The sequence below is a fragment of the Bradyrhizobium campsiandrae genome (assembly GCF_014529705.1).
Classification (GTDB): Bacteria; Pseudomonadota; Alphaproteobacteria; order Rhizobiales; family Xanthobacteraceae; genus Bradyrhizobium; species Bradyrhizobium campsiandrae.
The window spans coordinates 1-21,001 of record NZ_JAANIH010000025.1; the positions used below are offsets into that span (position 1 = coordinate 1).

Annotated in this window: 24 protein-coding genes; 12 read left to right on the forward strand and 12 right to left on the reverse strand. The window is 63.2% G+C overall.

Annotation, left to right across the window (positions count from 1 at the left end):
• Positions 1-173 precede the first annotated feature (173 nt).
• Both G8O24_RS19535 and G8O24_RS19540 read right to left on the reverse strand, forming a co-directional pair.
• Entirely contained in the window at positions 174-1,139 is a 966-nt protein-coding gene (locus G8O24_RS19535; protein WP_188102091.1) for an AraC family transcriptional regulator, read from the reverse strand.
• 302 nt (positions 1,140-1,441) lie between these two features.
• Positions 1,442-1,714 (reverse strand): hypothetical protein, encoded by a 273-nt coding sequence (locus G8O24_RS19540; RefSeq protein ID WP_188102093.1) that lies wholly within the window; start codon positions 1,712-1,714, stop codon positions 1,442-1,444.
• 329 nt (positions 1,715-2,043) lie between these two features.
• On the opposite strand from G8O24_RS19540, the gene G8O24_RS19545 reads away from it, so the two are divergent.
• A complete protein-coding gene (locus tag G8O24_RS19545; RefSeq protein WP_188102095.1) occupies positions 2,044-2,502 on the forward strand; it encodes a baeRF12 domain-containing protein in 459 nt (152 codons plus the stop codon).
• Between the two features lie 20 nt (positions 2,503-2,522).
• Here the strand turns inward: G8O24_RS19545 and G8O24_RS19550 are convergent, their stop codons facing one another.
• On the reverse strand, positions 2,523-2,786 hold the full coding sequence (locus G8O24_RS19550; protein WP_188102097.1) for a hypothetical protein: 264 nt from the start codon (positions 2,784-2,786) through the stop codon (positions 2,523-2,525).
• A 303-nt stretch (positions 2,787-3,089) separates the two neighbouring features.
• Here G8O24_RS19550 and G8O24_RS19555 point away from each other — a divergent pair, with 303 nt between their 5' ends.
• The 3 genes from G8O24_RS19555 to G8O24_RS19565 all read left to right on the forward strand — a co-directional run bounded on the left by G8O24_RS19555 (position 3,090) and on the right by G8O24_RS19565 (position 5,333).
• Positions 3,090-3,533 carry a hypothetical protein gene (locus G8O24_RS19555; protein ID WP_188102099.1) on the forward strand — a complete coding sequence of 148 codons (444 nt, stop codon included), beginning with the start codon at positions 3,090-3,092 and terminating at the stop codon, positions 3,531-3,533.
• A gap of 89 nt (positions 3,534-3,622) precedes the next feature.
• Positions 3,623-4,501: a DMT family transporter gene (locus tag G8O24_RS19560; RefSeq protein ID WP_188102101.1), complete on the forward strand. Its 879-nt coding sequence runs from the start codon at positions 3,623-3,625 to the stop codon at positions 4,499-4,501.
• Between the two features lie 88 nt (positions 4,502-4,589).
• Complete coding sequence (locus G8O24_RS19565) at positions 4,590-5,333, forward strand: hypothetical protein (RefSeq protein ID WP_188102103.1); 744 nt, start codon at positions 4,590-4,592, stop codon at positions 5,331-5,333.
• Positions 5,334-5,385: 52 nt separating this feature from the next.
• Here G8O24_RS19565 and G8O24_RS19570 read toward each other — a convergent pair whose 3' ends face one another.
• Both G8O24_RS19570 and G8O24_RS19575 read right to left on the reverse strand, forming a co-directional pair.
• Positions 5,386-5,682, reverse strand: a complete 297-nt coding sequence (locus G8O24_RS19570) for a histone (protein ID WP_188102105.1) — start codon at positions 5,680-5,682, stop codon at positions 5,386-5,388.
• Positions 5,683-5,750: 68 nt separating this feature from the next.
• Positions 5,751-7,187: a cryptochrome/photolyase family protein gene (locus G8O24_RS19575; protein ID WP_188102107.1), complete on the reverse strand. Its 1,437-nt coding sequence runs from the start codon at positions 7,185-7,187 to the stop codon at positions 5,751-5,753.
• A 168-nt stretch (positions 7,188-7,355) separates the two neighbouring features.
• Here G8O24_RS19575 and G8O24_RS19580 point away from each other — a divergent pair, with 168 nt between their 5' ends.
• A complete protein-coding gene (locus G8O24_RS19580; RefSeq protein ID WP_188102109.1) occupies positions 7,356-7,751 on the forward strand; it encodes a DUF2177 family protein in 396 nt (131 codons plus the stop codon).
• 3 nt (positions 7,752-7,754) lie between these two features.
• On the opposite strand, the gene G8O24_RS19585 is transcribed toward G8O24_RS19580, so the two are convergent.
• On the reverse strand, positions 7,755-8,414 hold the full coding sequence (locus tag G8O24_RS19585) for a peroxiredoxin (RefSeq protein WP_188102111.1): 660 nt from the start codon (positions 8,412-8,414) through the stop codon (positions 7,755-7,757).
• Positions 8,415-8,806: 392 nt separating this feature from the next.
• On the opposite strand from G8O24_RS19585, the gene G8O24_RS19590 reads away from it, so the two are divergent.
• Positions 8,807-9,391, forward strand: coding sequence for a hypothetical protein (locus G8O24_RS19590; RefSeq protein ID WP_188102112.1), 585 nt, complete (start codon positions 8,807-8,809; stop codon positions 9,389-9,391).
• 68 nt (positions 9,392-9,459) lie between these two features.
• On the opposite strand, the gene G8O24_RS19595 is transcribed toward G8O24_RS19590, so the two are convergent.
• The gene (locus tag G8O24_RS19595) at positions 9,460-11,316 is read right to left on the reverse strand and encodes an alkaline phosphatase family protein (protein ID WP_188102114.1); all 1,857 of its coding nucleotides are present in this window, start codon (positions 11,314-11,316) and stop codon (positions 9,460-9,462) included.
• A gap of 342 nt (positions 11,317-11,658) precedes the next feature.
• Positions 11,659-11,940 carry a hypothetical protein gene (locus G8O24_RS19600; RefSeq protein WP_188102116.1) on the reverse strand — a complete coding sequence of 94 codons (282 nt, stop codon included), beginning with the start codon at positions 11,938-11,940 and terminating at the stop codon, positions 11,659-11,661.
• A gap of 287 nt (positions 11,941-12,227) precedes the next feature.
• Here G8O24_RS19600 and G8O24_RS19605 point away from each other — a divergent pair, with 287 nt between their 5' ends.
• A complete protein-coding gene (locus G8O24_RS19605; protein ID WP_188102117.1) occupies positions 12,228-12,689 on the forward strand; it encodes a hypothetical protein in 462 nt (153 codons plus the stop codon).
• A gap of 27 nt (positions 12,690-12,716) precedes the next feature.
• Here G8O24_RS19605 and G8O24_RS19610 read toward each other — a convergent pair whose 3' ends face one another.
• Both G8O24_RS19610 and G8O24_RS19615 read right to left on the reverse strand, forming a co-directional pair.
• The gene (locus G8O24_RS19610) at positions 12,717-13,037 is read right to left on the reverse strand and encodes a hypothetical protein (protein ID WP_188102118.1); all 321 of its coding nucleotides are present in this window, start codon (positions 13,035-13,037) and stop codon (positions 12,717-12,719) included.
• 166 nt (positions 13,038-13,203) lie between these two features.
• Entirely contained in the window at positions 13,204-14,046 is an 843-nt protein-coding gene (locus tag G8O24_RS19615; RefSeq protein WP_188102119.1) for a GNAT family N-acetyltransferase, read from the reverse strand.
• 117 nt (positions 14,047-14,163) lie between these two features.
• On the opposite strand from G8O24_RS19615, the gene G8O24_RS19620 reads away from it, so the two are divergent.
• Together G8O24_RS19620 and G8O24_RS19625 are read left to right on the forward strand one after the other, a co-directional pair.
• Positions 14,164-14,868, forward strand: a complete 705-nt coding sequence (locus G8O24_RS19620) for an SDR family oxidoreductase (RefSeq protein ID WP_188102120.1) — start codon at positions 14,164-14,166, stop codon at positions 14,866-14,868.
• Positions 14,869-14,960: 92 nt separating this feature from the next.
• Entirely contained in the window at positions 14,961-16,490 is a 1,530-nt protein-coding gene (locus G8O24_RS19625; protein ID WP_188102121.1) for a class I SAM-dependent methyltransferase, read from the forward strand.
• On the opposite strand, the gene G8O24_RS19630 is transcribed toward G8O24_RS19625, so the two are convergent.
• Positions 16,491-17,423: a hypothetical protein gene (locus tag G8O24_RS19630; protein WP_188102123.1), complete on the reverse strand. Its 933-nt coding sequence runs from the start codon at positions 17,421-17,423 to the stop codon at positions 16,491-16,493.
• Between the two features lie 277 nt (positions 17,424-17,700).
• The gene (locus G8O24_RS19635; protein ID WP_188102125.1) at positions 17,701-18,774 is read right to left on the reverse strand and encodes a serine hydrolase; all 1,074 of its coding nucleotides are present in this window, start codon (positions 18,772-18,774) and stop codon (positions 17,701-17,703) included.
• A gap of 282 nt (positions 18,775-19,056) precedes the next feature.
• On the opposite strand from G8O24_RS19635, the gene G8O24_RS19640 reads away from it, so the two are divergent.
• The 3 genes from G8O24_RS19640 to G8O24_RS19650 all read left to right on the forward strand — a co-directional run bounded on the left by G8O24_RS19640 (position 19,057) and on the right by G8O24_RS19650 (position 20,993).
• Entirely contained in the window at positions 19,057-19,461 is a 405-nt protein-coding gene (locus tag G8O24_RS19640; RefSeq protein ID WP_188102126.1) for an ArsR/SmtB family transcription factor, read from the forward strand.
• Between the two features lie 2 nt (positions 19,462-19,463).
• Positions 19,464-19,955: an SRPBCC family protein gene (locus G8O24_RS19645; protein ID WP_188102128.1), complete on the forward strand. Its 492-nt coding sequence runs from the start codon at positions 19,464-19,466 to the stop codon at positions 19,953-19,955.
• Positions 19,956-20,150: 195 nt separating this feature from the next.
• Positions 20,151-20,993 carry a hypothetical protein gene (locus G8O24_RS19650; protein WP_188102130.1) on the forward strand — a complete coding sequence of 281 codons (843 nt, stop codon included), beginning with the start codon at positions 20,151-20,153 and terminating at the stop codon, positions 20,991-20,993.
• Positions 20,994-21,001: the final 8 nt, after the last annotated feature.

Here is a 21,001-nt window from a genome sequence, read left to right on the forward strand (position 1 = left end):
ACAAAGCGCAGGCGCTCTTCCATTACCGAACTCGCTTTCCACGGCATCCACGCCTCCCGCAGAACAAAAGCGGAAAGTGTAACCCATGTGTCCGGTACGATTTGTCACCTATGTCTCGGGCCGCTCACGCCAAGCCGCCGGGGCCAGCCGCCCCATCCACTTACGCGCTATTTTCAGTTTGCCGAAACGCCAGCTTGCCGCGCCCGCGCCAGCGTGTCCGACGGTGCCTCGTGGAAGGTCGCGCGGTAGGCTGCGGCAAATTCGCCGAGATGATGAAAACCCTGGGCGCGCGCGCATGCCGCGACCGAGGCGCCGCTACTTCTGAGTAGCTGCGTGCGGGTGGCCCAAAGCCGCTTCAGGCGGATATATTGATGCAGGCTCATGCCGCGCACCTTGGTCACCGCGCCGCTGAGCGTGCGGACCGAGACGCCGAATTCACCGGCGAGATCCGCGGTATAGATCGGAGAAGCCGGATAGGCCGTGACATAGTCGTCGATCTGCTGCACGAGCTTTGCGGATCGCGCCCCTGCGCTCGGTGCCCGGCGCTCGGACAAAGGGTCGATCTGAAACAGCTCGTCGAGAGCAAGCAGCAGGCCCTCCTGGAGATGCGCGGCGACTTCCCTGGTCTCGAACATGTGCGGCTCGATCGAGGCGGTCCTGAGGATGTCTTGCACTAGCTGCCGTACGTAGAGATGAGCGGCGGCATCCGCGATACGAACCCACAGCGCGTCAGCGCGATCGAACCAGCCGCGATCCTTGAGGGTCGGCGAGAACATGATCAGCGCATGATGATTGGTCTGTGGCTCGACGAAATGGCAGTGGTGGCTGCCGCGCAAGGCAATGAAGAAGCGCGAGTCGATATCCATCCCGCTCGAACTGGCGCGCAGATGATCGGTCATCGGCAGGATCACCATACCGCCTGGCGCGCGGTAGGTGGTCTCCAGGATGCGGGCAAACGACCTTGCGACGATGATCCGGCACGCCGGCAGGTTCACGATTGCTCGCGCGGCAGCGAAGTTGGCAACGTCGAGGGGGATGCTCCTGGCGTCTTCCAGCGACTCAGCCGGCCGAAACGAGTCGACGTCGGTAAACCGGGTCAGCTGGAGGGCCGAAGAAGGGGCAAGAACGTCGAAGAACATGCGTCTGGCCGAATACTGCAATGTGACAATAAAATGAACGTCGGTACGTGGCAATCAATGGCGAAACACGACGATTCAGTAAACCGGATTCCGGGCCGTAGTATTGCGGACATCATGCCACGAGGGAGGCCCGATCGATGCCGCCGTCAACGGTCCGGCTCATCGGCTGACCGGTGGCGAGATCAATGAATGGGAGCCTCGCGGGGCGAGCGCATACAATGATGTGCGCGACAAATTTCATCTTTGATCTAGGTCAGTGCATTCCGCAAAACCGAAGGGGCCCCGGAGGGCCCCTTCAAAACTCACCAGCGGCGATAGCCGTAATAGCCATAATAGCGCGGACCATAATAGCGCGGGCCGTAATAACGCGGCGGCCCATAGTAGCCCGGCCCGTAGCCGTAGCCGTAATAGACGTTCGGCTGCCACCAGCAGCGTCCCCAGGCGTTGCAGACCATCCGGACCTGCTCGACATTGGAGACCTGCGGTGCCGCAGCAACTGGCATGGCCGACGCCGTCGACGATGCCGCGAGAGCACCGAACAGGGACGCGGCGACAACGCCGATCTTGAGCTTCATGATGTCTTCCTCCGCTTACGCAATACAGGATATCGAAGTTGTTCTGATCAAATTGTGGCAGAACCGAAATGTAATACTGATGAACAAACCTTCAGCCGGTCAGCCGTACCTCTGATCAAGCCTCGTCAAGTTACCCCAGCTGGGTCGCGATCGCCAAGGCATAGCGTCTGCCCTCCATCCTCGATCCCTCATCCTTGATCCTGCGCAATTCGCACGTCCGGCTTCCTCCTTAGTTTCGTCGTGTGGGGCGTCTTTCGAGGATTCGAAACGCATTCGGATCGGCCGCCCGCCTTAGTCGAGCAAGACGGCCAATTGTTTGGAGCAGTGCAATGAACAAGATGAGGATCGACAAGGGCGACTGGCTCGTCGTGTGCGATGGGCGCAAGGCGCTCATCCTGGAAAATCTCGGCGACGAGATGTTTCCGAATCTTCACACCAAGGAGGTTCGCGAGCAGACCAATCCGTCGACATCGGCGCAAGGGACTGATGCGCCGGGCCGGCTGCATGCGGCGGTCGGCGGCGCCCGCAGCTCGGCGGAGCAGACCGACTGGCACGATGAGGCCGAGCGCACTTTCCTGAGGAGCCTCGCCGAACGGCTCGATTCCGCGCTTAGCGCCGGGGAGACCTCAGCCTTGACCATGGTGGCTTCACCGCGTGCGCTTGGCATGATCCGGAGCGACTATTCGGACGCGGTGCGCAGGGCGCTGCGAGGCGAAGTCGGCAAGGACCTCGTCAAGCTGCCGGTCTACGAGATCGAAAAGCAGGTACTGCTGTCGGGGGCCGGGTAGGAAGGACCCCGCCGCGCCCGTCAGTAGCAGGGGTGCCGGCGACCGTCTTGGCCGACATAGGCGGCTGCGCTCTGGTAGCAGTGGTTGGTCGAGGGGCCGTCGTAGAAGGCGAAGGTGCCGGGGGTGATACCCGGGCCGTAATTGTGCAGATAGCTGATCGGATAGGGCAGCGGATTGGGGTGGTAGCGATGGTACCGGTGATGGACCCGCGCCTCCGCCAGGCCAGGGGCTAGGATTGCGGCCGACAGGGCAGCAATCGCGGCTACAAGCGTCAACTTGCTCATCTCGATTCTCCGGAACCCGCGCAAATAGGTCAGCCTTCTATAGCGATTTCGGGGCGCCGGGGCATCCATCAGGCGCCCTGAAATCGGGGCTAGTTCCGCAGATTCCCTGATGGGTGTGACAGAATTGCCGGAATTGGGGCCGAAGCCTGCCCATTTTTGGCCTTTTCGGGATGCTTAACGAATTCCCCACACAAGTATGGCCAAAGAGAATCCGGTCAAAGATTCCCAGCCAGTCGCTTGGGGAGTTCCTTGGGGGCTCTTCGAGGCCGGTTCGTTCCCGCAAGGTTTTGCCGTCACGCTGTCATGCGCATCACGCTCCTCAGCCTGTTGTTGCTCTCCCTCACCGCCGCGCCCGCGCGGGCCGAACTGCACATCACCCGTGACCACGGCGGCTATGTCGAGGAGTACAAGGCCAAGTACAAGCGCGTCCGCGACAAGGGCGAGCGGGTCATCATCGACGGCATCTGCAACTCGGCCTGCACGCTGGTGCTCGGCATCGTGCCGATGAACAAGATCTGCGTGACGCCAAAGGCGAGCCTCGGCTTCCATCAGGCCTATTACGACAAGGCCTTCACTTTCGGCATCAAGGTCACCAGCGCGGAGGGGACGTCGGATCTGATGTCCTATTATCCCGACACGGTGAAGGACTGGATCCGTCGCAATGGCGGGCTCACCACCGACATGAAGAAGATCAAGAACGGGGTCGAGCTCTGGAAGATCATCGATCCCTGTCCGGAAGAATGGTGATCGGTTGATCTGAACTGCTGCTCGCGCCGCAGCGCAGCATCGGAAATTCGCATTGCCGCACAGCGCCCGCTCGGGCAATGAGGGCGGCAATGAATCATAATCAAGACAGGCTCGCCGCCCGCGCAGCACCAATCCTGTTTGTGCTGCTCTGGAGCACGGGCTTCATCGGCACCAAATACGTCGTCAACGACGCCGATCCCTTGACCTATCTCGCCATCCGCATGGCGTTGGTGGTCGGCCTGATGGCGGTCATCGTGGCCGTCGCCCGCCCGAAATGGCCCGATCGCACCGGCATTGCGCATAGCGCGATTGCAGGCATTCTCGTCCATGGTTTCTATCTCGGCGGTACCGCGATTGCGATCGCGCATTCGATTCCGGCGGGCCTGTCCGCGCTGATTCCAGGCTTACAGCCGATCCTGACCTCGACCATTGCCAACCGTTGGCTCGGCGAGAAGGTGACGCCGGTGCAATGGGGCGGCCTGCTGCTCGGGCTCGGCGGCGTGGCGCTGATCCTGCACAATCGTCCCATGACCGGGGAGGCCGGGCTCGGCTGGCTCGCCTCAGTGGTCGCGCTGATCAGCATCACGCTCGGCACGCTCTACCAGCGGCGCTACTGCAACCACATCGACTGGCGCGCCGGCAATCTCGTGCAATATGTGGCGGTCACGATCTTCTTCGCGGTCGGCGCCTTCCTGTTTGAGGACCGGGTCGTGCACTGGACGCGGGAGTTCGTGCTTGCGCTGGCCTGGCTTGCCGTGGCGCTCTCGATCGGATCGATCGGGCTGCTGTACTGGCTGATCCGCCACGCCGCGGCGACGTCGGTGGCGAGCCTGTTCTATCTGGTGCCCGCGGTGACGGCGCTGATGGCCTATCTGCTGTTTTCGGAAAAGCTCGACACGCTGGCGATCGCTGGCATGGCGATGTGCGCAGCCGCTGTGTTTGTGGTCAACCGGCGCTTCGGCGCGTGACGGGCTTGCCGGAATACATCCCTGACGTGCGGCGGTCTTCGTGTTACGCTGGCGGGGATTTCGGCTGCCCTTTCACGCGGTGATTTCCATGAAGAAGGCGAAGCGCGCACTGCTCGGCAGGTCCCTGAAGCCGGTCCGGATTGCCTGCATCAACTACGCGCGGGAGTCGATTAACGACCGTGAGATGAGCCGGCTCACCAAAGCGCTGCAGAAGTGCTACGACAAGCATTTCCTGCCGGTGTGGGGCTATCCGGTCGAACTCTATGTCACGCGCAAACCGAAGCGTACCGATTGGCAGCTCGTCTATTTCGATGATGCCTTGCACAAGAACATGCTCGGGCGCCACGAGCTGACCCATCGCGGCCAGCCGATTTCGAAGATCTTCGTCAAGGCGCTTGGGGAGGAGCCGATCAGCGTGGCGGCTTCGCACGAGCTGTTCGAGATGGTGCTCGACCCCATGGCCAATCTCTGGGCGGACAAGAATCCGAACACCCAATACGCCTACGAGGTCTGCGACGCGGTGGAGGAAGACTCTTTCGACGTCGATGGCCTGCCGATGTCGAACTTCGTCTACCCGTCCTGGTTCGAGCCATTCAAGCATCCGCGCGGCGCCAGGTTCGACCACAAGGGAACGCTGAAGGCGCCGTTCTCGATGACCGAGGGTGGCTACGTCATCAAGAAGGTCAACGGCAGGAAGGTGATCAAGGCGTTCGGTTCACCGGCGAAGCGGCGGCGCTTCAACGCCGAGGATCGGCGCGGCCATCGCAGCGAATTTCGCGATCCGAACGGACAGCACCATCCGGGTCGGCGCGCTGCGAAGCGGCGCGGGTAGGGAGACAAGCCTCCGGGCACGCCCATACCCGGAGACTGTTTTCGAGCTGCGTTCAGCGCTTGGCCTTTTTGGCCTTCTTTTTCGACTTGGCAGCCTTCTTCGCCGCTTTCTTGCTCGCGGTTTTCTTGGCTGCCTTCTTCGTGGATTTCTTGGCTGTTTTCTTCGGCGCCTTCTTCGCTGCTTTCTTCTTGGAAGCCTTCTTTGCCTTCTTCGGCGAGACCTTCTTCGCGACCCGCTTGGCGGCCTTCTTTACTTTCTTCACGGCGGTGATGGCGGCATCCTTGGTCGCGTCTACGGCGGTGGTGATCGTCTCCATCGCCTGCTCGGTGATCGGCTTATCGTCGTCCATATCGCGTCCCCCACGGTTTGCATGGAGCGATGACGATAGCGGGTTTCATAATTGTGTCAAAGCAACGCTCAACTTTTGCGGAGCTTTGCGTAAGCGGCGAGGGCGCGCTCGCGTCCCTTGGCATGATCGACCATCGGATGCGGATAGGTCTTGCCGAGCGTGAGGCCGGCGCTCGCCAGATCGAGCGGCGTCGCTTGCCACGGCTGGTGGATCAGCTTGGCCGGCAGCTCTTTCAGCTCGGGCACCCAGCGCCGGACATAGGCTCCATCAGGGTCGAACTTCTCCCCTTGAAGCACCGGGTTGAAGACGCGAAAGTAGGGTGCGGCGTCGGCGCCGCAGCCCGCGACCCATTGCCAGTTGGCCGGATTGCTGCCGGCATCGGCGTCGACCAACGTGTCCCAGAACCAGGCTTCACCATCGCGCCAGTCGATCAGGAGGTGCTTGACCAGAAATGAGGCGACCACCATTCGCACCCGGTTATGCATCACGCCGGTGTGCCAGAGCTCGCGCAAACCAGCATCGACGATCGGATAGCCGGTGCGGCCGCGCTGCCAGGCGGCAAGCGCGTTCTTGTCGCTCTTCCAGGGGAAGTCGTCGAAGCTGGTTTGCAGGTTCTCGGTGGCGAGCTCTGGGTGGTCATGGAGCAGATGACGGCAGAACTCGCGCCAGCCGAGTTCGCTCAGGAACTTGTCGACGCCGGTGCCGATCGCCGGATTCTCGGCTGCAGCGAAACGTGCGGCGTGAAAGACTTGGCGCGGGCTGAGCTCGCCGAACCGCAAATGCGGCGAGAGGCCTGAGGTGCCAGCGCGATCGGGACGGTCGCGGTCGCCGGCATAGCCGTGCACGGTGTGCTTGAGGAAGTCGCGCAGGCGTGCGCAGGCGGAGGCTTCACCCGGCGTCCAGGTCTCACGCAGGCCGCCGGCCCAGTCGGGCTTGCTTGGCTCGAGCGCCCAATTCTCCAGTCTGTCGCTGAATAAGTTCGGCGCGGGTCGAAGCTGTTTCGGGGCGGGTAGCGGCTTTGGTGGATCGCCGAGCGCAAGCACCCGCCGCCAGAACGGCGTGAACACGCGCAAGCCGCGGCCTTCCTTGTTGCGGATCGCGGAGGGCGGGGCGAGCAAATCGCCGGGAAAGCCTTGCGAGTCCACGCCAAGTTTTGCCAGCGCTGCTTCGAGCTGTGTCTCGACGGCCTGATGCGGGGCTTGAGCGATCATGTTCCAGTAGACCGCACCGGCGCCGCTCTCCCGCGCCACCTCGGGGATCACCCTGGCTGCCGGGCCCTTGCGCAGGACAAGCGATCCGCCGCGCCCGGCGAGGTCGATGCCAAGCGCGCGTAGCGACTGGGCCAGCCACCAGCGCGCCGCGCCGCCCAATGCACGTCCGGCCGCCTCGTCGAGCACGTAGAGGCAGACCACCGGGGCGCCGGATGTCGCGGCGGCGTGCAGAGCGGGGTGATCGGACAGGCGGAGGTCGTCGCGAAACCAGACGATGACGGGCGGGGGAAACATGATCGCTACAGGCCCTGTTGGCGCACTTCATAGCTACGCCATGTCCAGGTGAAGTTTCATTCGCCGGCGGCGAGGCCGCGTTGTCAGCGCGTGAAACCGGGTACCTTGCCTGCCGTAGATGGTGGGGTAAGTGACTGGCCGCCGGGCTGCGGAACAGGGAGGCCACCAGTGAATCGAATCGCCGTACTGTACGTTGCGACCCTCGTCATTCTGACAGGCCTGGATTTTATGTTCCTCGGCTTTCTGGCCAAGGGGTTTTTTATGGCCCAAGTCGGAGACATGCTCGGCGACATCAGGCCGGTGCCCGCCGTGCTGTTCTATCTGATTTACGTGGTCGGCTTGCTTGTCTTCGTCAGCGGGTCGCCGGTCGCGACTTGGCAATCGACGCTGTTTTACGGCGCGCTGTTCGGACTGTTTTGTTATGCGACCTTCGAGCTGACCGCATTGTCATTGCTCAGGCATTGGACCTGGCCCGTCGTCCTTCTCGACATCGCGTGGGGCGCGGCGGTCTCCGCGGTCTCGTCGACCGCGGGACTTCTCGTGGCCAATCGTCTGACCGTTTAAGCCCTATTTCGGCTGCGGCACGATCCGAATGTAGGGCTTCGGTTCCTTCCAGCCTTGCGGATAGATCGTCTTGGCTTCGTCGTTGGACACCGAGCCGGCGATGATCACGTCGTCGCCCTGGGACCAGTCGGCCGGGGTGGCGACGCGATGCTTGGCGGTGAGCTGGAGCGAGTCGATCACGCGCAGGATTTCCTGGAAGTTCCTGCCCGTGGTCATTGGATAGACCAGCACCAGCTTGATCTTCTTGTCCGGTCCGATGATGAAGACGTTGCGGACGGTCTGGTTATCGGCCGGCGTGCGGGTGAGGGGATCGCCCGAGGTCGAGGCCGGCAGCATCTCGTAGAGCTTCGAGACGTTGAAATCGGTGTCGCCGATCAACGGATAGTTCGGCGCGGCGCCCTGCGTCTCCTTGATGTCCTCGGCCCATTTGGCATGGCGGTCGATCGGGTCGACCGAGAGGCCGATCAGCTTGACGCCGCGCTTGTCGAATTCCGGCTTCAGCTTGGCGAGCGCGCCGAGCTCGGTCGTGCAAACCGGCGTGAAGTCCTTGGGGTGGGAAAACAGCAGGGCCCAGCTGTTGCCAATCCAATCGTGGAACTTGATTTTCCCTTCGGTGGTCTCGGCTTCGAAGTCGGGGGCGGTAGCGCCAATCGGGAGTGTCATGTTTTGACCTCATCGCATTGAATTTACTTGGGAATTAGTCTCTGGCCGTCGAATTCAGTATAGGGTCTTCCTGGGCTTAAGTGAACGTCCGCTGAACTGCTTCAAGTAAAATGTTAATTCCTCCTCTGAAGGGCTGATTTCTCAGCACATTTTTGTTACGCGGGCGCCTGCGGCGAAACATCTCCACCGGGGCTTCACGGGCTCGCTTGCCCCGATAAAGCCTTTTATGACCCGCATCACGCCCGCCCGGCGCTCTCTGGAACCGAAACGGTCCTCATGGCGACTAATCGGCAACCATTGAGAAAAGTCGCGATCCCCATATCGAATCGTTAACCACCCCTTTACGCCCGCATGAAAATGCTGGTCGATCAGAAGAAATCTGGAAGTGAACTATGTCTGCCGCGCTGCCCAAGTCCGCTGAAAAGTCCACCGAGTCCTCGTCCCTCGAACCGTCTTGCCGCCACACCGCGGCCCATGCCCTCACCATCGTGCGCGACGGCGTGATCACGGGCGAAGGCCCGACCACCAAGGGCCGGGTGCACTTTTCCCGTTCCATCGATGCCGATGACGCCGCCTGGTGCCTCCGCATCCTGACCGCCACGGCCGTAAACGACGAGCCGGTCAGCCGCGCCGAAGCCGAGGCGCTGTTCGAGATCAACGAGGCCGCGACCGAGCGTGCCGACGGCGGCCGCTTCGACGATTTGCTGGCCAAGGCGGTCGCTCATTACGCCGCGAGCGCCTCCGGCCTGAAGGTGCCGCCGCGCAGCGTCGCACTGGCGCAGGACACCGACATCGAGAGCTGGGCGCCGTCCTATGCCTCCAAGGTCAAGAGCGAGATGCTGGAGTGGATTGCCGGCCAGATGCGCGGCAAGCGTCAGAACAACCGTCGCCTGATGGCGATGGTGGCGACTTTCCTCGGCGCCACCGCGCTGCCCCTGGCGGGCCAATTGCCTAATGTCTTCGACATCGGCATGTAAAAGATCTGGTCAGCTGAGGACCAAGACATTCCCGCGCCCCTTGCGAGGCGCGAGAGCAAGCGGCGGGGTTATTTCCCCGCCGTTTTTTGTTTGCCCGTCTCCGGCTCCAGGCCCAGCGTGCGGCCCGGGAAGCCGGCAGCGTCGAAATAGCGCTGGCTGCCGACGCGCTGGACGCTGAGAACGGTCTCGAGCCCGTTCTCGGACTTCTTCTTCGACTTCTCAACGGCCTTGAACGCCTTCGGCACGATGCCATTGGGCAGGGCCTCGGACATCACCCGGCCGACGAGACCGCCATTCTGCGAACCGCGCAGGCCGAGCAGCTGGGCCGCGGTCATGCCGACGTCGGCGTTGCTGACCGGCAGCTCGTCGACATAGCCGGCTTTGAAGTCCGGACCGATCGCGGCCATGAAGTTGTAGGTGTCGCCGCGGCTGAAGCTGCCGTGCATGCCCTGGCCCTGGCGCAGCACGGTGTCGGCCACTTGCACCGAGCAATTGGTCGGTGCCTCGCCACACTCGCTGGCATAGGAGCGGAAGTTGACCACGATCGCCGGCGTCGGCGTCGCCGCCTTGCCGCGCAGATTGATGCTCGACAGCGGCAGGGTGCCGGGGAAGCGGCCGAGCTGGTCGTCGACGAACAGGCCGGAGACGTAGTCCTGCTCCAGCAGGGCGCTGATGGTCTTGGCGGCCAGCTTCTTGTCCTTGTTCGGCAGATAGATCAGGTCCGAGCCGCCATTGGTGGCGACGACGAGGTCGGGCTTGGTCGGATCCTTGCCGAGCACGCCGTTGCCGGCTTTCGGATGGGCGTTACCGGTGACGGCGGCATTCTTGTCGTTGGGGTCGAACAGCGGCAGATCGAGCGCCTTGGCGAGGTCGAGGGCGACGAAGCCCATCGGCAGGAAGTCCTTCGGCGTGTCGTCATAGCTGGCCTTGGCCGAGGGGCTGGTCTTGCTCTCCTTGGAGATGGTCGAGAAGCCGTGGTCGGCCTGGATCATGATGTTGGTGTTGGCAGCGAGCCCAAGCTCGTCCAGCGCCTTGCGGATCTGGGCGAGGTTGTTGTCGACGTTCTTGATGCTCGCCATCGTGCTCGGGCCGTTGATGCCGGGCATGATCTGGTTGAGGCTGTCGCCCTGGTTGTGCTGGGTGCCGTCAGGATCTCGCGACCAGAACACCAGCACGAACGGCTTGTTGCGCGCCTTGAACATCGGCAGCACCACCTTGGTGGCGACGTCGGCGAAATAGGCCTGCTGCGCGACGTTGGCGACCGTGGTGCCGGGCGTTTTGGCGTCGCCCGCCTTTGCGTTGTCGCCGCGCGAGGGGGCGGTGAGGGGAAGGCCAGCCTTGGTCAGGGCGTCCTTGACCTCGTCCGACAGCGCCACGCCGTTCTTGCCGCCGGTGGCATCGTCGAACACGACCGAATGCAGGCCGGCCTTCTCGGGATGATCGGTGTGGTCGAACTGGTAGGTCGGGCCGACCTTGCCGATCGCCGCCGTGCTCAGGCCCTTGTCGCGGGCCATCTTCAGAACGGTCTCTTCGTTGAGATAGTCGCCCTTGAAATGCTCGTCGATGTCGCCGAGCACGGCGTCGTTCTCGATGAAGGGGACCACCGTGTCGCCGGCGGGAGCTGAGGTGTAGTTGGTCCAGATCGTGTTCGAAAACACGCCGGTATCGCCGAGATAATGGCCGGTCGACATCGCCGAGCCGTTGGCCATGGTGAAGGTCGGAAACAGCGAATGCGAGTTCTTGAAGTTGACGCCCTTGTCGCGGACCTCGGCCATCGCAGGCGCGGTCTCGCGGGTGACCTTCAGTGCGCGCAGCCCGTCGGGAATGAACAGGATCAGGTTACGGGGCGTGTTGTTCTGGGCGGAGGCAAATCCGGTCGACAGGACCGTGAGCCCGGCGGACAGCAACACCAGTGAACGGCGCATCAAAATCTCCTAGCGGTGAGGCGGCTTGGCCGCCGAACCGCGGCCCCGGCAATCGTTTAGTTTTGCTGTATGACGGTTTTGTTACAACAACCCATCGGCATGCAGAAGTGACGGGGAGGTGGCACGACATCCACGAATTCGTCATTGCGGATGCTGCTCGGGGCACGAGCTCGTATTTTGAGTGCATCTGTATCAGCAGTGTCAGTTGTATCAGCAGTGTCAGTGCGAGCGCAGCGAAGGATTGCTGGGCCCGCCCGGCAACGCAAGGTCTCGGGCTGCGGTCGCCAAATAAAAACCCGCCGCGCAACTGACGCGGCGGGTCCGAGATTTTGCAGGCGGATCTTACCAGCGATAGCGACCGCTCAGCGTGCCGTTGTTGTTGCCGTCGGGGCCGACATCGCCCTGCGTCGAGCTCGGTGTCGGGTGATTGCTGCCGTTGTACGTGCCGTACGGACCCGCGACATCAGGATAGTAGGCGCGCGGCTGGACCGGCTGGTAGGCCGGGGCGGTACGGTCCCAGCCCACGCGTCGGCCGTTCCACTCATAACCCTGTGCTGAAGCGGCGGTGCTGCCCGCGACCAGAGATGCCGTGATCAGGCAAAGCAGTTTTGACGTGTTCTGCATGTGAGATGCTCCTTGCTTCTTGTCGGGGGCCAACGACCGCAATAAGGGAGCGTTCCGGACCCGTTTGGCGTCGCGCGATCAACTCCGATCAACAGGTTATGAACGCCGGGCCGGGGAACCAAGCACTTGATACCATGAGAGGATTTCGGGCGATTGGCCGCACGCGATTTTTCATTAATCCCGTGCCTTAACCAACAATTAATTATACGTTTGCGGCTGGGCGACAGGGCGGCCTAGCGTGCGGTGGGGAGCCGCTATTCGCGAAGCCAAACGAGTTGGTGCGTATCATGATGTCCAGATCATTTGGGGCGTTGCTCGCCTCGCTCGGCGCAGCCGCGCTGCTCCTCGGCTCCAGCAACAGTTTTGCGCGACCGGGTGGCGTCGCTCCTCATGGCATGGTGACCGCCGCTGCGCCGCCGGCTGCGGCACGCCCGCCGATCGCGCCGGGGGCCCGGTTCCGCGGCCGCAGCAATCGCTTCAACAATCCCTGGGTCTATTGGCCCGGTGGCGGTGGATTCTTCTATGACGGCGCGAGCTACAGCGAGCCTTTCGCCGATGCCGGTCAGCCTGTCACCAACGACGTTCGCTATACCTACACCTACGACGTTCCCTGGGACTGGGCGCATCGCTTCCCGCCGAATGTCGTGCCGTCCGATCGGCCCTATGTGTCGAGCTGTCCGACGGAGCAGGTGACGGTGCCGGGCCGCGGTGGTGGCGACCACACCGTCAACATCACGCGCTGCTACTGAGCAGCGTGCAGCACAAGGCGCAGCCGACTACAGAACGCCTGCCGCGGCCGCCTGGTCGCGGTCGGTCTGTTTCCGCCTGACATTCGCAAGCTCGCGGCTGCAAGCCACAAACGCTGATGTCCCAGGGCGCAGTCCGAACTGACCGCAGACATCCCGATCCTCGTCGGCAATGACGCGCGCGAGCTCCGCCTCGGCGGCCTCCCGCATCGCGGGCGCCGAGACGAGCGTGTGCAGCCCGAGCGCCGCCACGACGGCAAGCACCAACGCCGCCGCGATTCCGAGGCGCTGCGTATCATCGGCCGCGTGCTGGGACGGGCGGACCCTGGTTCTGGTTCTGGCTTCGGTCATGCAATCCTCGAATGAAAATATCGATGGTCAAAATTGATGGTCGAGCCGGTCGGCAAAATTCGGCGGATCGAACATCAATACACGCTGCGTCGCAGCGCGCATGTGAAATAGATTACAGACTCCAGGCCGGCGCAGGCCGAATTCAAAGTCGAATTGAAAATCGCTATTAGCCGAGTTCAAAGCTGGTTACGCCGAACACGCGGTCGAGCCGCAGTGACCGGATCGGTCCAGTGTACATTCGCGCCGTTTCGAATGTCGGCTTCAGCCCGACGGATTCCGCAAGCGCGATAGCATCGCGATTCAGCGCCGGGATGTCGAGCACAATCTCGTTGCTTCCGGAGCTCGCCAACAAAGCCTGCAGCACGGCCTCCGCCGCGGCGCGGTCATCGGCTACCAACGGGCCGATCTTCCGGCCGGTCCGGCATGGGCGGATCACGCCCCACGCGGCAAGCGTGCCGTCGCGCAGCAGTGCGCAACCGACATGACCGGGGGAGTTGATCCAGGCGCGCAAGAAGGCCGAGCGTGAGGCGGGAAAGACGGTGGCGTCGTCGGCCTCCACAAGCGCAAATGGGATTGCGCCGAGCGCGACAACTTCGGCGGGCGGCTTCGGTGGCGCGGCAACGAGGCCACTGTAGCGAATATTGGCGTGAGCGAGCTGGAAGCCCGACTTCCTGTAGTTCTCCTGCTGCGCCACGACGCCGTCGAGCCCGATCACGCGCGCGCCCGCATGCGCGATCGCGGCCTTCCAGATGCGCAGGCCGTGGCCTTTGCCGCGAAAGTCCGCGCGCACTATATAGAAGCCGAGGAAGGCAAAGCGCTCGTTGTAATTGACGCACGAGACTGACGCGACCGGCTCGCCCTGGATCTCGCCGATGAAGAAACCTTTCGCGTCCGGAATCGCAAAGCAGGCGGCATCTCGCAGGCCGGGATTCCAGCCCTCCGTCGCGGCCCAGTCGATCGCGATCGAGATCTCATCGGGCCGCAAATTGCGGATCTGCAAATCGCTCATGTCGCGGTGCCTCGCGGGGGACTTGGTTTGCGGGCAGGTCTGGCTGTAGAAGGCCTGACGGCAGGGCTGCAGTGAGAACCTTGTCCTCGCCTCAACCTATCACAGGGACATCTGGTCATGGCAGCAGAGAAGGTCGCACTCGTCACCGCGGGCGGCAGCGGCATGGGAGCAGGAGCCGCGCGGCGGCTCGCGGCCGATGGCTTTCGCGTCGCGATCCTGTCGTCCTCCGGCAAGGGCGAGGCGCTCGCGGCCGAGCTCGGCGGCTTCGGCGTCACAGGCTCGAACAAGTCCAATGACGATCTGAAGCGCCTCGTTGACGGCGCGCTTTCGCAGTGGGGACGCATCGACGTGCTCGTCAACAGCGCCGGCCACGGCCCGCGCGCGGCGATCACGGAGATTACCGACGAGCAGTGGCATCTCGGCCTCGACACCTATCTGCTCAACGTGATCCGTCCCGTCAGGCTGGTGACGCCGGTGATGCAGGCGCAGAAGGGCGGCGCCATCATCAACATCTCGACTGCATGGGCGTTCGAGCCGAGCGCGATGTTTCCGACTTCCGCGGTGTTCCGCGCCGGGCTTGCCGCCTTCACCAAGATCTTCACCGATACCCATGCGGCCGACAACATCCGCATGAACAACGTGCTGCCGGGCTGGATCGACAGCCTGCCGCAGACGGAGGCGCGCCGCGACAGCGTGCCGCTGAAGCGCTACGGCAAGGTCGAGGAGATCGCAGCGACGATCTCCTTCCTCGCCTCCGACGGCGCCGCCTACATCACCGGGCAGAACCTCCGCGTCGACGGCGGCCTGACGCGCTCGGTCTGAAGCGTTTGGTTTAAGGGGTGCGCCTCGCTTGAGCCAATTGCCGACTTGTGCGAGCCTGTGCCTGAAGCGTTGGATGTCCTCGCGAGGGTCGCATGGCCGATTGGGGATCCGGATACGTCGTCGACACGGCCTATGTGCACGATTTCTGCCGCGTGCAGGTGCCGGCCATGCTCAGCTTCGCCGCGCTCGCCAGGGGCGTGGCGGCGACCGGGGGACGCGGCGAGCCGCTTCATTACTGCGATCTCGGCTGCGGGCAAGGGCTGACCGCCACCATCGTGGCAGCCGCCAATCCCAACGCGAAGGTGTTTGCGGCTGATTTCAACCCGACCCATATCGCAGGCGCGCGGTCGTTGGCCGAGGCTGCGGGGCTGAACAACATCGCCTTTCACGAGGCCGATTTTGCCGAGCTCGCCGACGACGCCTCGGTGCCGGAGTTCGACATCATCGCGCTCCACGGCGTCTATAGCTGGATCGGCGCCGATCATCGCAAGGCGATCGTCGCACTGATCCGGCGGCGGCTGAAGCCCGGCGGTCTCGTCTACGTCTCATACGACGCGATGCCGGGCTGGGCGGGAATGGCACCATTGCGGCGGCTGATGGTGCAGTTGCAGAGCGCCCAGCCGCAGGCCTCGTCGAAGCGCGCACTGGATCAGGCGCTGGCGCTCGCCGACCGCCTGAAGGAGGCAGGCGCGCATTTCTATCGCATGTACCCGCAGGCCGCGGTGCAGCTCGAGCGGCTGCGCAAGCTTCCCGCGTCCTATCTCGCGCACGAGCTGCTGACGCGGGACTGGCAGGCGTTCAGCTTCGCCGATCTCGCCCAGGAGCTTGCCACAGCCAAGCTCAGCTATCTGGGCTCGGCCCATCTCACCGACCACGTCGACCGCGTCAACTTCACGGAGGCGCAGCAGGCACTGCTGGCCGATCTCGCCGATCCCCTCATCGTCGAGACCACGCGCGACATGATCATCGGTCGCCAGTTTCGCCGCGACGTCTTCGCCAAGGGTTTCACGCCGATGGCGCCGATGGCAGCGCGGGAACGCTGGCTGGCGACGCGCTTCGTGCTGACGAGCCCGCGCGACGACATCGAGCTCAGCTTCGACACCCCACTTGGCCGCTTCCAGCTGCGCAGCGAGATCTACCAGGGCGTGATCGACGCATTCGCCGCAGGGCCGCTCCGCCTGCGCGAGGTGATCGAGCGTCTGCCGGAGACCAGTCTGGGCTGGGTTTCGCTCACCGATGCCGTCAAGGTGCTGGTCGGGCAGGGGCACCTCGCGCCGGCGCTGCCGCCGGAGGAAGAGACTACCAGGCAAAAATCCACGCAGGCGTTCAACGCGGCGGTGATGGCGCGTGCCAAGGAGACGACGGAGCTGCGTTACCTCGCTTCGCCCATCACCGGCGGCGGGGTCAGGGTCGATCCGCTCACGCAGCTCTACATGCAGGCGAGGCGCAAGGGCATCGCCGATCCGGCCGCGCTGCTGGCAAACCTTGCCACGGCGAATGAGAGCTTCGAGACGAACGGCCGAAAACTTTCCGCGGATGAGGTGCGCGCGCAGATCGCCGCCAGGATTGCGACGATCGACGAGCACGTCGTGCCGCTGCTCGCGCGGCTCGGGATCGGCTAGCTACAGCAGCGAAAAATCGTGACTGTGCTGCAGCAGCTGATGCAGCGTATCGCTGTCGCCCGATGTCGTTGTCGTGCCGCCGCCCTGGTTGCCGCCATGACCGGTCAACGCGCCGGCAAGCTTGATGTAGTCGTCGCCGAGCGCGCCGACATCGATGTTGAGCTTGTGCAGATCCGCATCGAGCTTGTGAAAATCCTCGCCGAACTTCAGCGCGATCTGATCGATCTTCAGCGTGCCGAAATTGTCCTGCGATCCCTTGATGTCGGTGGCGATCTTGAGGAAGTCGTCGCTGACCTTGTGCAGATCGTCGCTGACCTTCAGCGCGCCGCCGCCGAGCTTGATGAAGGCCTGGTCAATCGCCTCGGAGCCCTTGAAATCGCCGAGCTTGAGGAAATCCTCGCCGACCTTGTGGAAGTCGTCGCCGACCTTCTGCAGGCCGTTGCTGAAATCGGAGAGATCGCCGGCCCATTTGATGAAGGACTCATTGGCGCCTTCGCCTGAAAGGTGGAGCTTGATCGTGTCAAGCCCGAGCTTGATCGCTTCGAAGCCCGCGGCCTGGAAATCCGTGTCGAGCTTGATGAAGTCGTCGGACAGCCTCGGCGCGCCGCCATCGCCGGTGGTTTCGGCGAGGTTGCCGATGCCTGGCGTCTGATCGGCGAATTTCAGGATGACGTCGTCGAATTTGTGCAGGACATCGTCGAGCTTCAGCGTGTCGAAGCCGAGCTTGATGAAGTCGAAACCGGCGTGTTCGGCATCGTACTTGAAGTCGTGGGCGACCTTGTGCTCGTCGAACTTCAATGCATCGGAGAACAGATCGGTGAGCGCGTCGCCGACGCGATCGAAATCATGTCCGAATTTGAGGAAGTCGTGATCGAGCTTGTGCGCGAGGAATTGGTCGAAATTGTCGAACTTCAGGAAAAAATCGGAGGCCATGGCCTTAGCTCCATGTCTCAACAATTTATCGCAGCAATGGCTGGAGTGTAGGTGGACGAGATGGCGTGTCAAGCTCAAGGGCTCACACGCATTAGGCAAGCGCCGCTGCCCCATTCGGTTTCTGATGGTTGGGCGATCGCAGCGCCGATTTCGCGCGCCGGTTGCAAGGGCCGACTGCCGACTCAGAGACCGATTGCGCCCAGTTGTCTTGGTGTGACGCGAGCCTGCATCACGCGACAGCTACGCGTGACGGGCTTGGCTGGGCTTTCCGTTTTGCTCAACCATGTGCAATCAGCAGGTGCGCCAGCGCGGGCAAGATCTTGTAACGGGCGATCTCGTGCGGATATTCGCCGCGATTGGCGAGCAGCACGATGCCGATCCTCCGTGCGGGAACCAGGCCGATATAGCCGGAGGCGTTGTTGAGGCCGCCCGGCTTGTCGACGACAGTGAGGCCATCGAGATGCACGGTCTCCCAAGCCATTGCTTGTCCAAATGTGGCTTGTCCGAACGTCTGGTCGGTATGAAAGCTCTCCCGCTGCGTCAGCCGCAGCGCCTCGCGCAAATGTGGGTCGATCGCGTGGCCGTCGACGCAGGCCGCCACGAACGTGGCAAGATCTCGCGCGGACGAGAACATCTGGCCGGTGCCGGGGAAGTCGAAATAGCTCTGCTGGTTGCCGACAGGGCCGATGGCGCTACCCTGGTCGGAATATCCTTGCGCGACGCGCCGCAGCGTGGCGGCGTCCATCACCGCGCGGTTGTCAGGTCCGCGTTCGGGAACGAAGGTGGCGTGCATGCCGAGCGGGACGAGGATGCGGCTCTCGATCAGCTTTGCGATCGGCGTGCGATAGCAGCGCTCGAGCGCGAGCTGAAGCAGCACGTAGCCGGCATGGCTGTAGATGCGCTGCCTGCCCGGCGCGACGCCCGCGGGCGGCACGAAGGCGTTGAGCATGTCGATGAATTGCGCCTGGGAGTAGGAGTCGTTCGGCCATGGCGGGTGATCGGTCGGCAGCAGCAGTCCCGATGTGTGCGTGGCCAGCTCGCCAACGGTGACTTTGCGGACATAGTCGCCGGTCAGCTCCGGCAGATATTTCGGCACGGGATCGTCGAGCCGCAGCTCGCCCCGAAGCGTGCCTGAAGCCACCAGCGTCGCCTCGAACGGCTTTCGCAACGAGGCGAGATTGAACAGCGTGTCCGGCGTCACCGGCCGCCTGGTAGAGTCGTCGGCGAAGCCGTAAGTGAAGAATTCGACATGGCGGCCGGCATAGAGCGCGGCCGCAACGCCGCCCGGATGATCCGGCGTCGCGGTGGGGGCGAGGTCGGCGGCGACCATGTCGCGCATCTGCGCAATCATGTCGGCATCTGCCGACGCGCGGCGCGGCCCGGCCAGCGCGGCGGCCAAGGGAACAAGCGCTGCGCGGGCGAGGGATCGCCTCGTGATATGCGGGGAGGTGACAACAGGCGGCACGTGTTCCGATTGACGATGCGGTGCGCCCCATGACCATTCTAGCGGGGCGGGTCTCTGGTCCAATTCACGATTGCGTAGCGGGTTCCGCATTCGCGCTCCGGAAAAGATACTTAGCTTTGGAGCTAACAATCATTGACGGCGGATCGCGGCGCCTCTATAGTTAGCTGTATGGCTAACCAATTATCCCAGCTCGACCAGGTTTTCGCAGCGCTCGCCGATCCGACGCGGCGGGCGATCGTGATGCGGCTGTGCGCCGGCGAAGCCTCGGTCGGTGAGCTCGCCGAGCCGTTCGATATGGCGCTGCCGAGCTTCATGAAGCACATCCATGTGCTGGAGCTGAGTGGGCTCGTGCAGTCGGAGAAATCAGGCCGCGTGCGCACCTGCCGCCTCAGCCCGGACGCCCTTCTCAGCGCGGAAGACTGGTTCCAGCACCAGCGCGCGATCTGGGAGGCGCGGCTCGACCGGTTCGAGGCTTACGTGATGAAACTGAAGAAGGAGCGGGCGGCTGCCAGGCCGCCCTCCAAAACGAACAAGACGACCAACAACAAGCCAAGCAAACGGAAAGGTACCTGACGATGTCAAATGCTGCCAACGCCGCACTGTCGCAATGGTCGATGGACCGCGAGATCGTCATGTCGCGCGTGATCGACGCGCCGCGCGATCTGGTGTTCGAGGCGTGGTCCGATCCGAAACATTTGCCGCAATGGTTCGGGCCGAAGGGGTTCAAGATCGAGACCTTCGAGATCGACGTCCGCGTCGGCGGCGTCTGGCGCTTCAACATGATTGGTCCCGACGGCATCGTCTATCCGAACCGCATGCGCTTCCGGCGCATCGAGCGGCCGCATTTGATGGAGATGGATCACGGCGGCGACCAGGATGACGATCCCGGCATGTTCCGCTTCACCATCACCTTTGCCGAGCAGAGCAACGGCAAGACCGTTTTGATGATGCGGCAGCTGGCCGCGAGCACCGAGCAGCGCGATGGCATGATCGGCTTCGGCGCCGTGGAATACGGCTACCAGACGCTGGACAAGCTCGCGGCCTATATGGCGGCGATGAAAAGATAAGAGCCTCTGCGATTCGGGGGCGCTCTCGACGCGGCGCCCCCCGGATCAATCTGAAAAAGCAGGCGCGTTCGCAATTGTGACAGCGCTCAGGTGAATTATGACAGCGGCGTCACGCAGATTTTTGTCGCCTGGAACGAAGGATTTGTGACAGAATTGCTACCGTTGGATGTCATCTCGACTACAGCGGAGCTCATCATGTTGCAGTGGCAGGCCCGGTCAAATCCCCTCGCGTGGTGGTGGGGGTCTCTGACGCTTGTCAGTACGGCGAACATTCTCGTCTGGTTCATGCTGTACCGCGAGTTCTATCCGACGGTGGCCAGCAGCGTCGGCGGCGGTGCGGATATCGGCCTGATGTTCCTGCTCTGCGCCGGCTATGTGTTCGGCTGCGCCTTCCGCTCGGTGCTGCCGCGCGCCGACGTGCAGCGCATCTGCCTGTTCGACACCTGGCTCTCCAGCGTCTTCGTCGGCCGCACGGTCGCGACCGTGGCCGAGCTCTGCTTCGCCGCGCAATGGGCGATCATCCTGCATCAGCTCGGCAGGATGACCGGGGCGGAGACCGCGGTGAACATCGCGCTGGTGATCGTGCCTGTTATCATCATCGCCGAGTGCTTCTCCTGGTACGCCGTCGTCACCACCAATTTCCTCTACAACGCGATCGAGAACTCGCTGTGGGCGGTGACCTTCTTCCTCGCCGGCATCGCGCTGTGCCGCCTGATGCCGGAATTCCAGGGCATGGTGCGCTGGGCGCTGATGTCAGGCATCGTCGGCATCGCCTGTTTCCTCGCCTTCCTCGTCACCGTCGACGTGCCGATGTATCTCAGCCGCTGGCGGGCAGGGCATGAGGAGGGCAACAGGTTCCTCGGTTTCCTGGAGGGCCTGCATGACGTTGCGACGCGGTGGGTAGTGACCCACGACATCGCGCATTGGAAGGGCGAGCTGACCTGGATGTTCCTGTATTTCAGCGCCGCCGTGTGGTCGAGCCTCGCACTCTGCGCGCTCTATGCGATGGAAGGCTATCTCACGCGCTACCTGGCGTGAGCCCACCT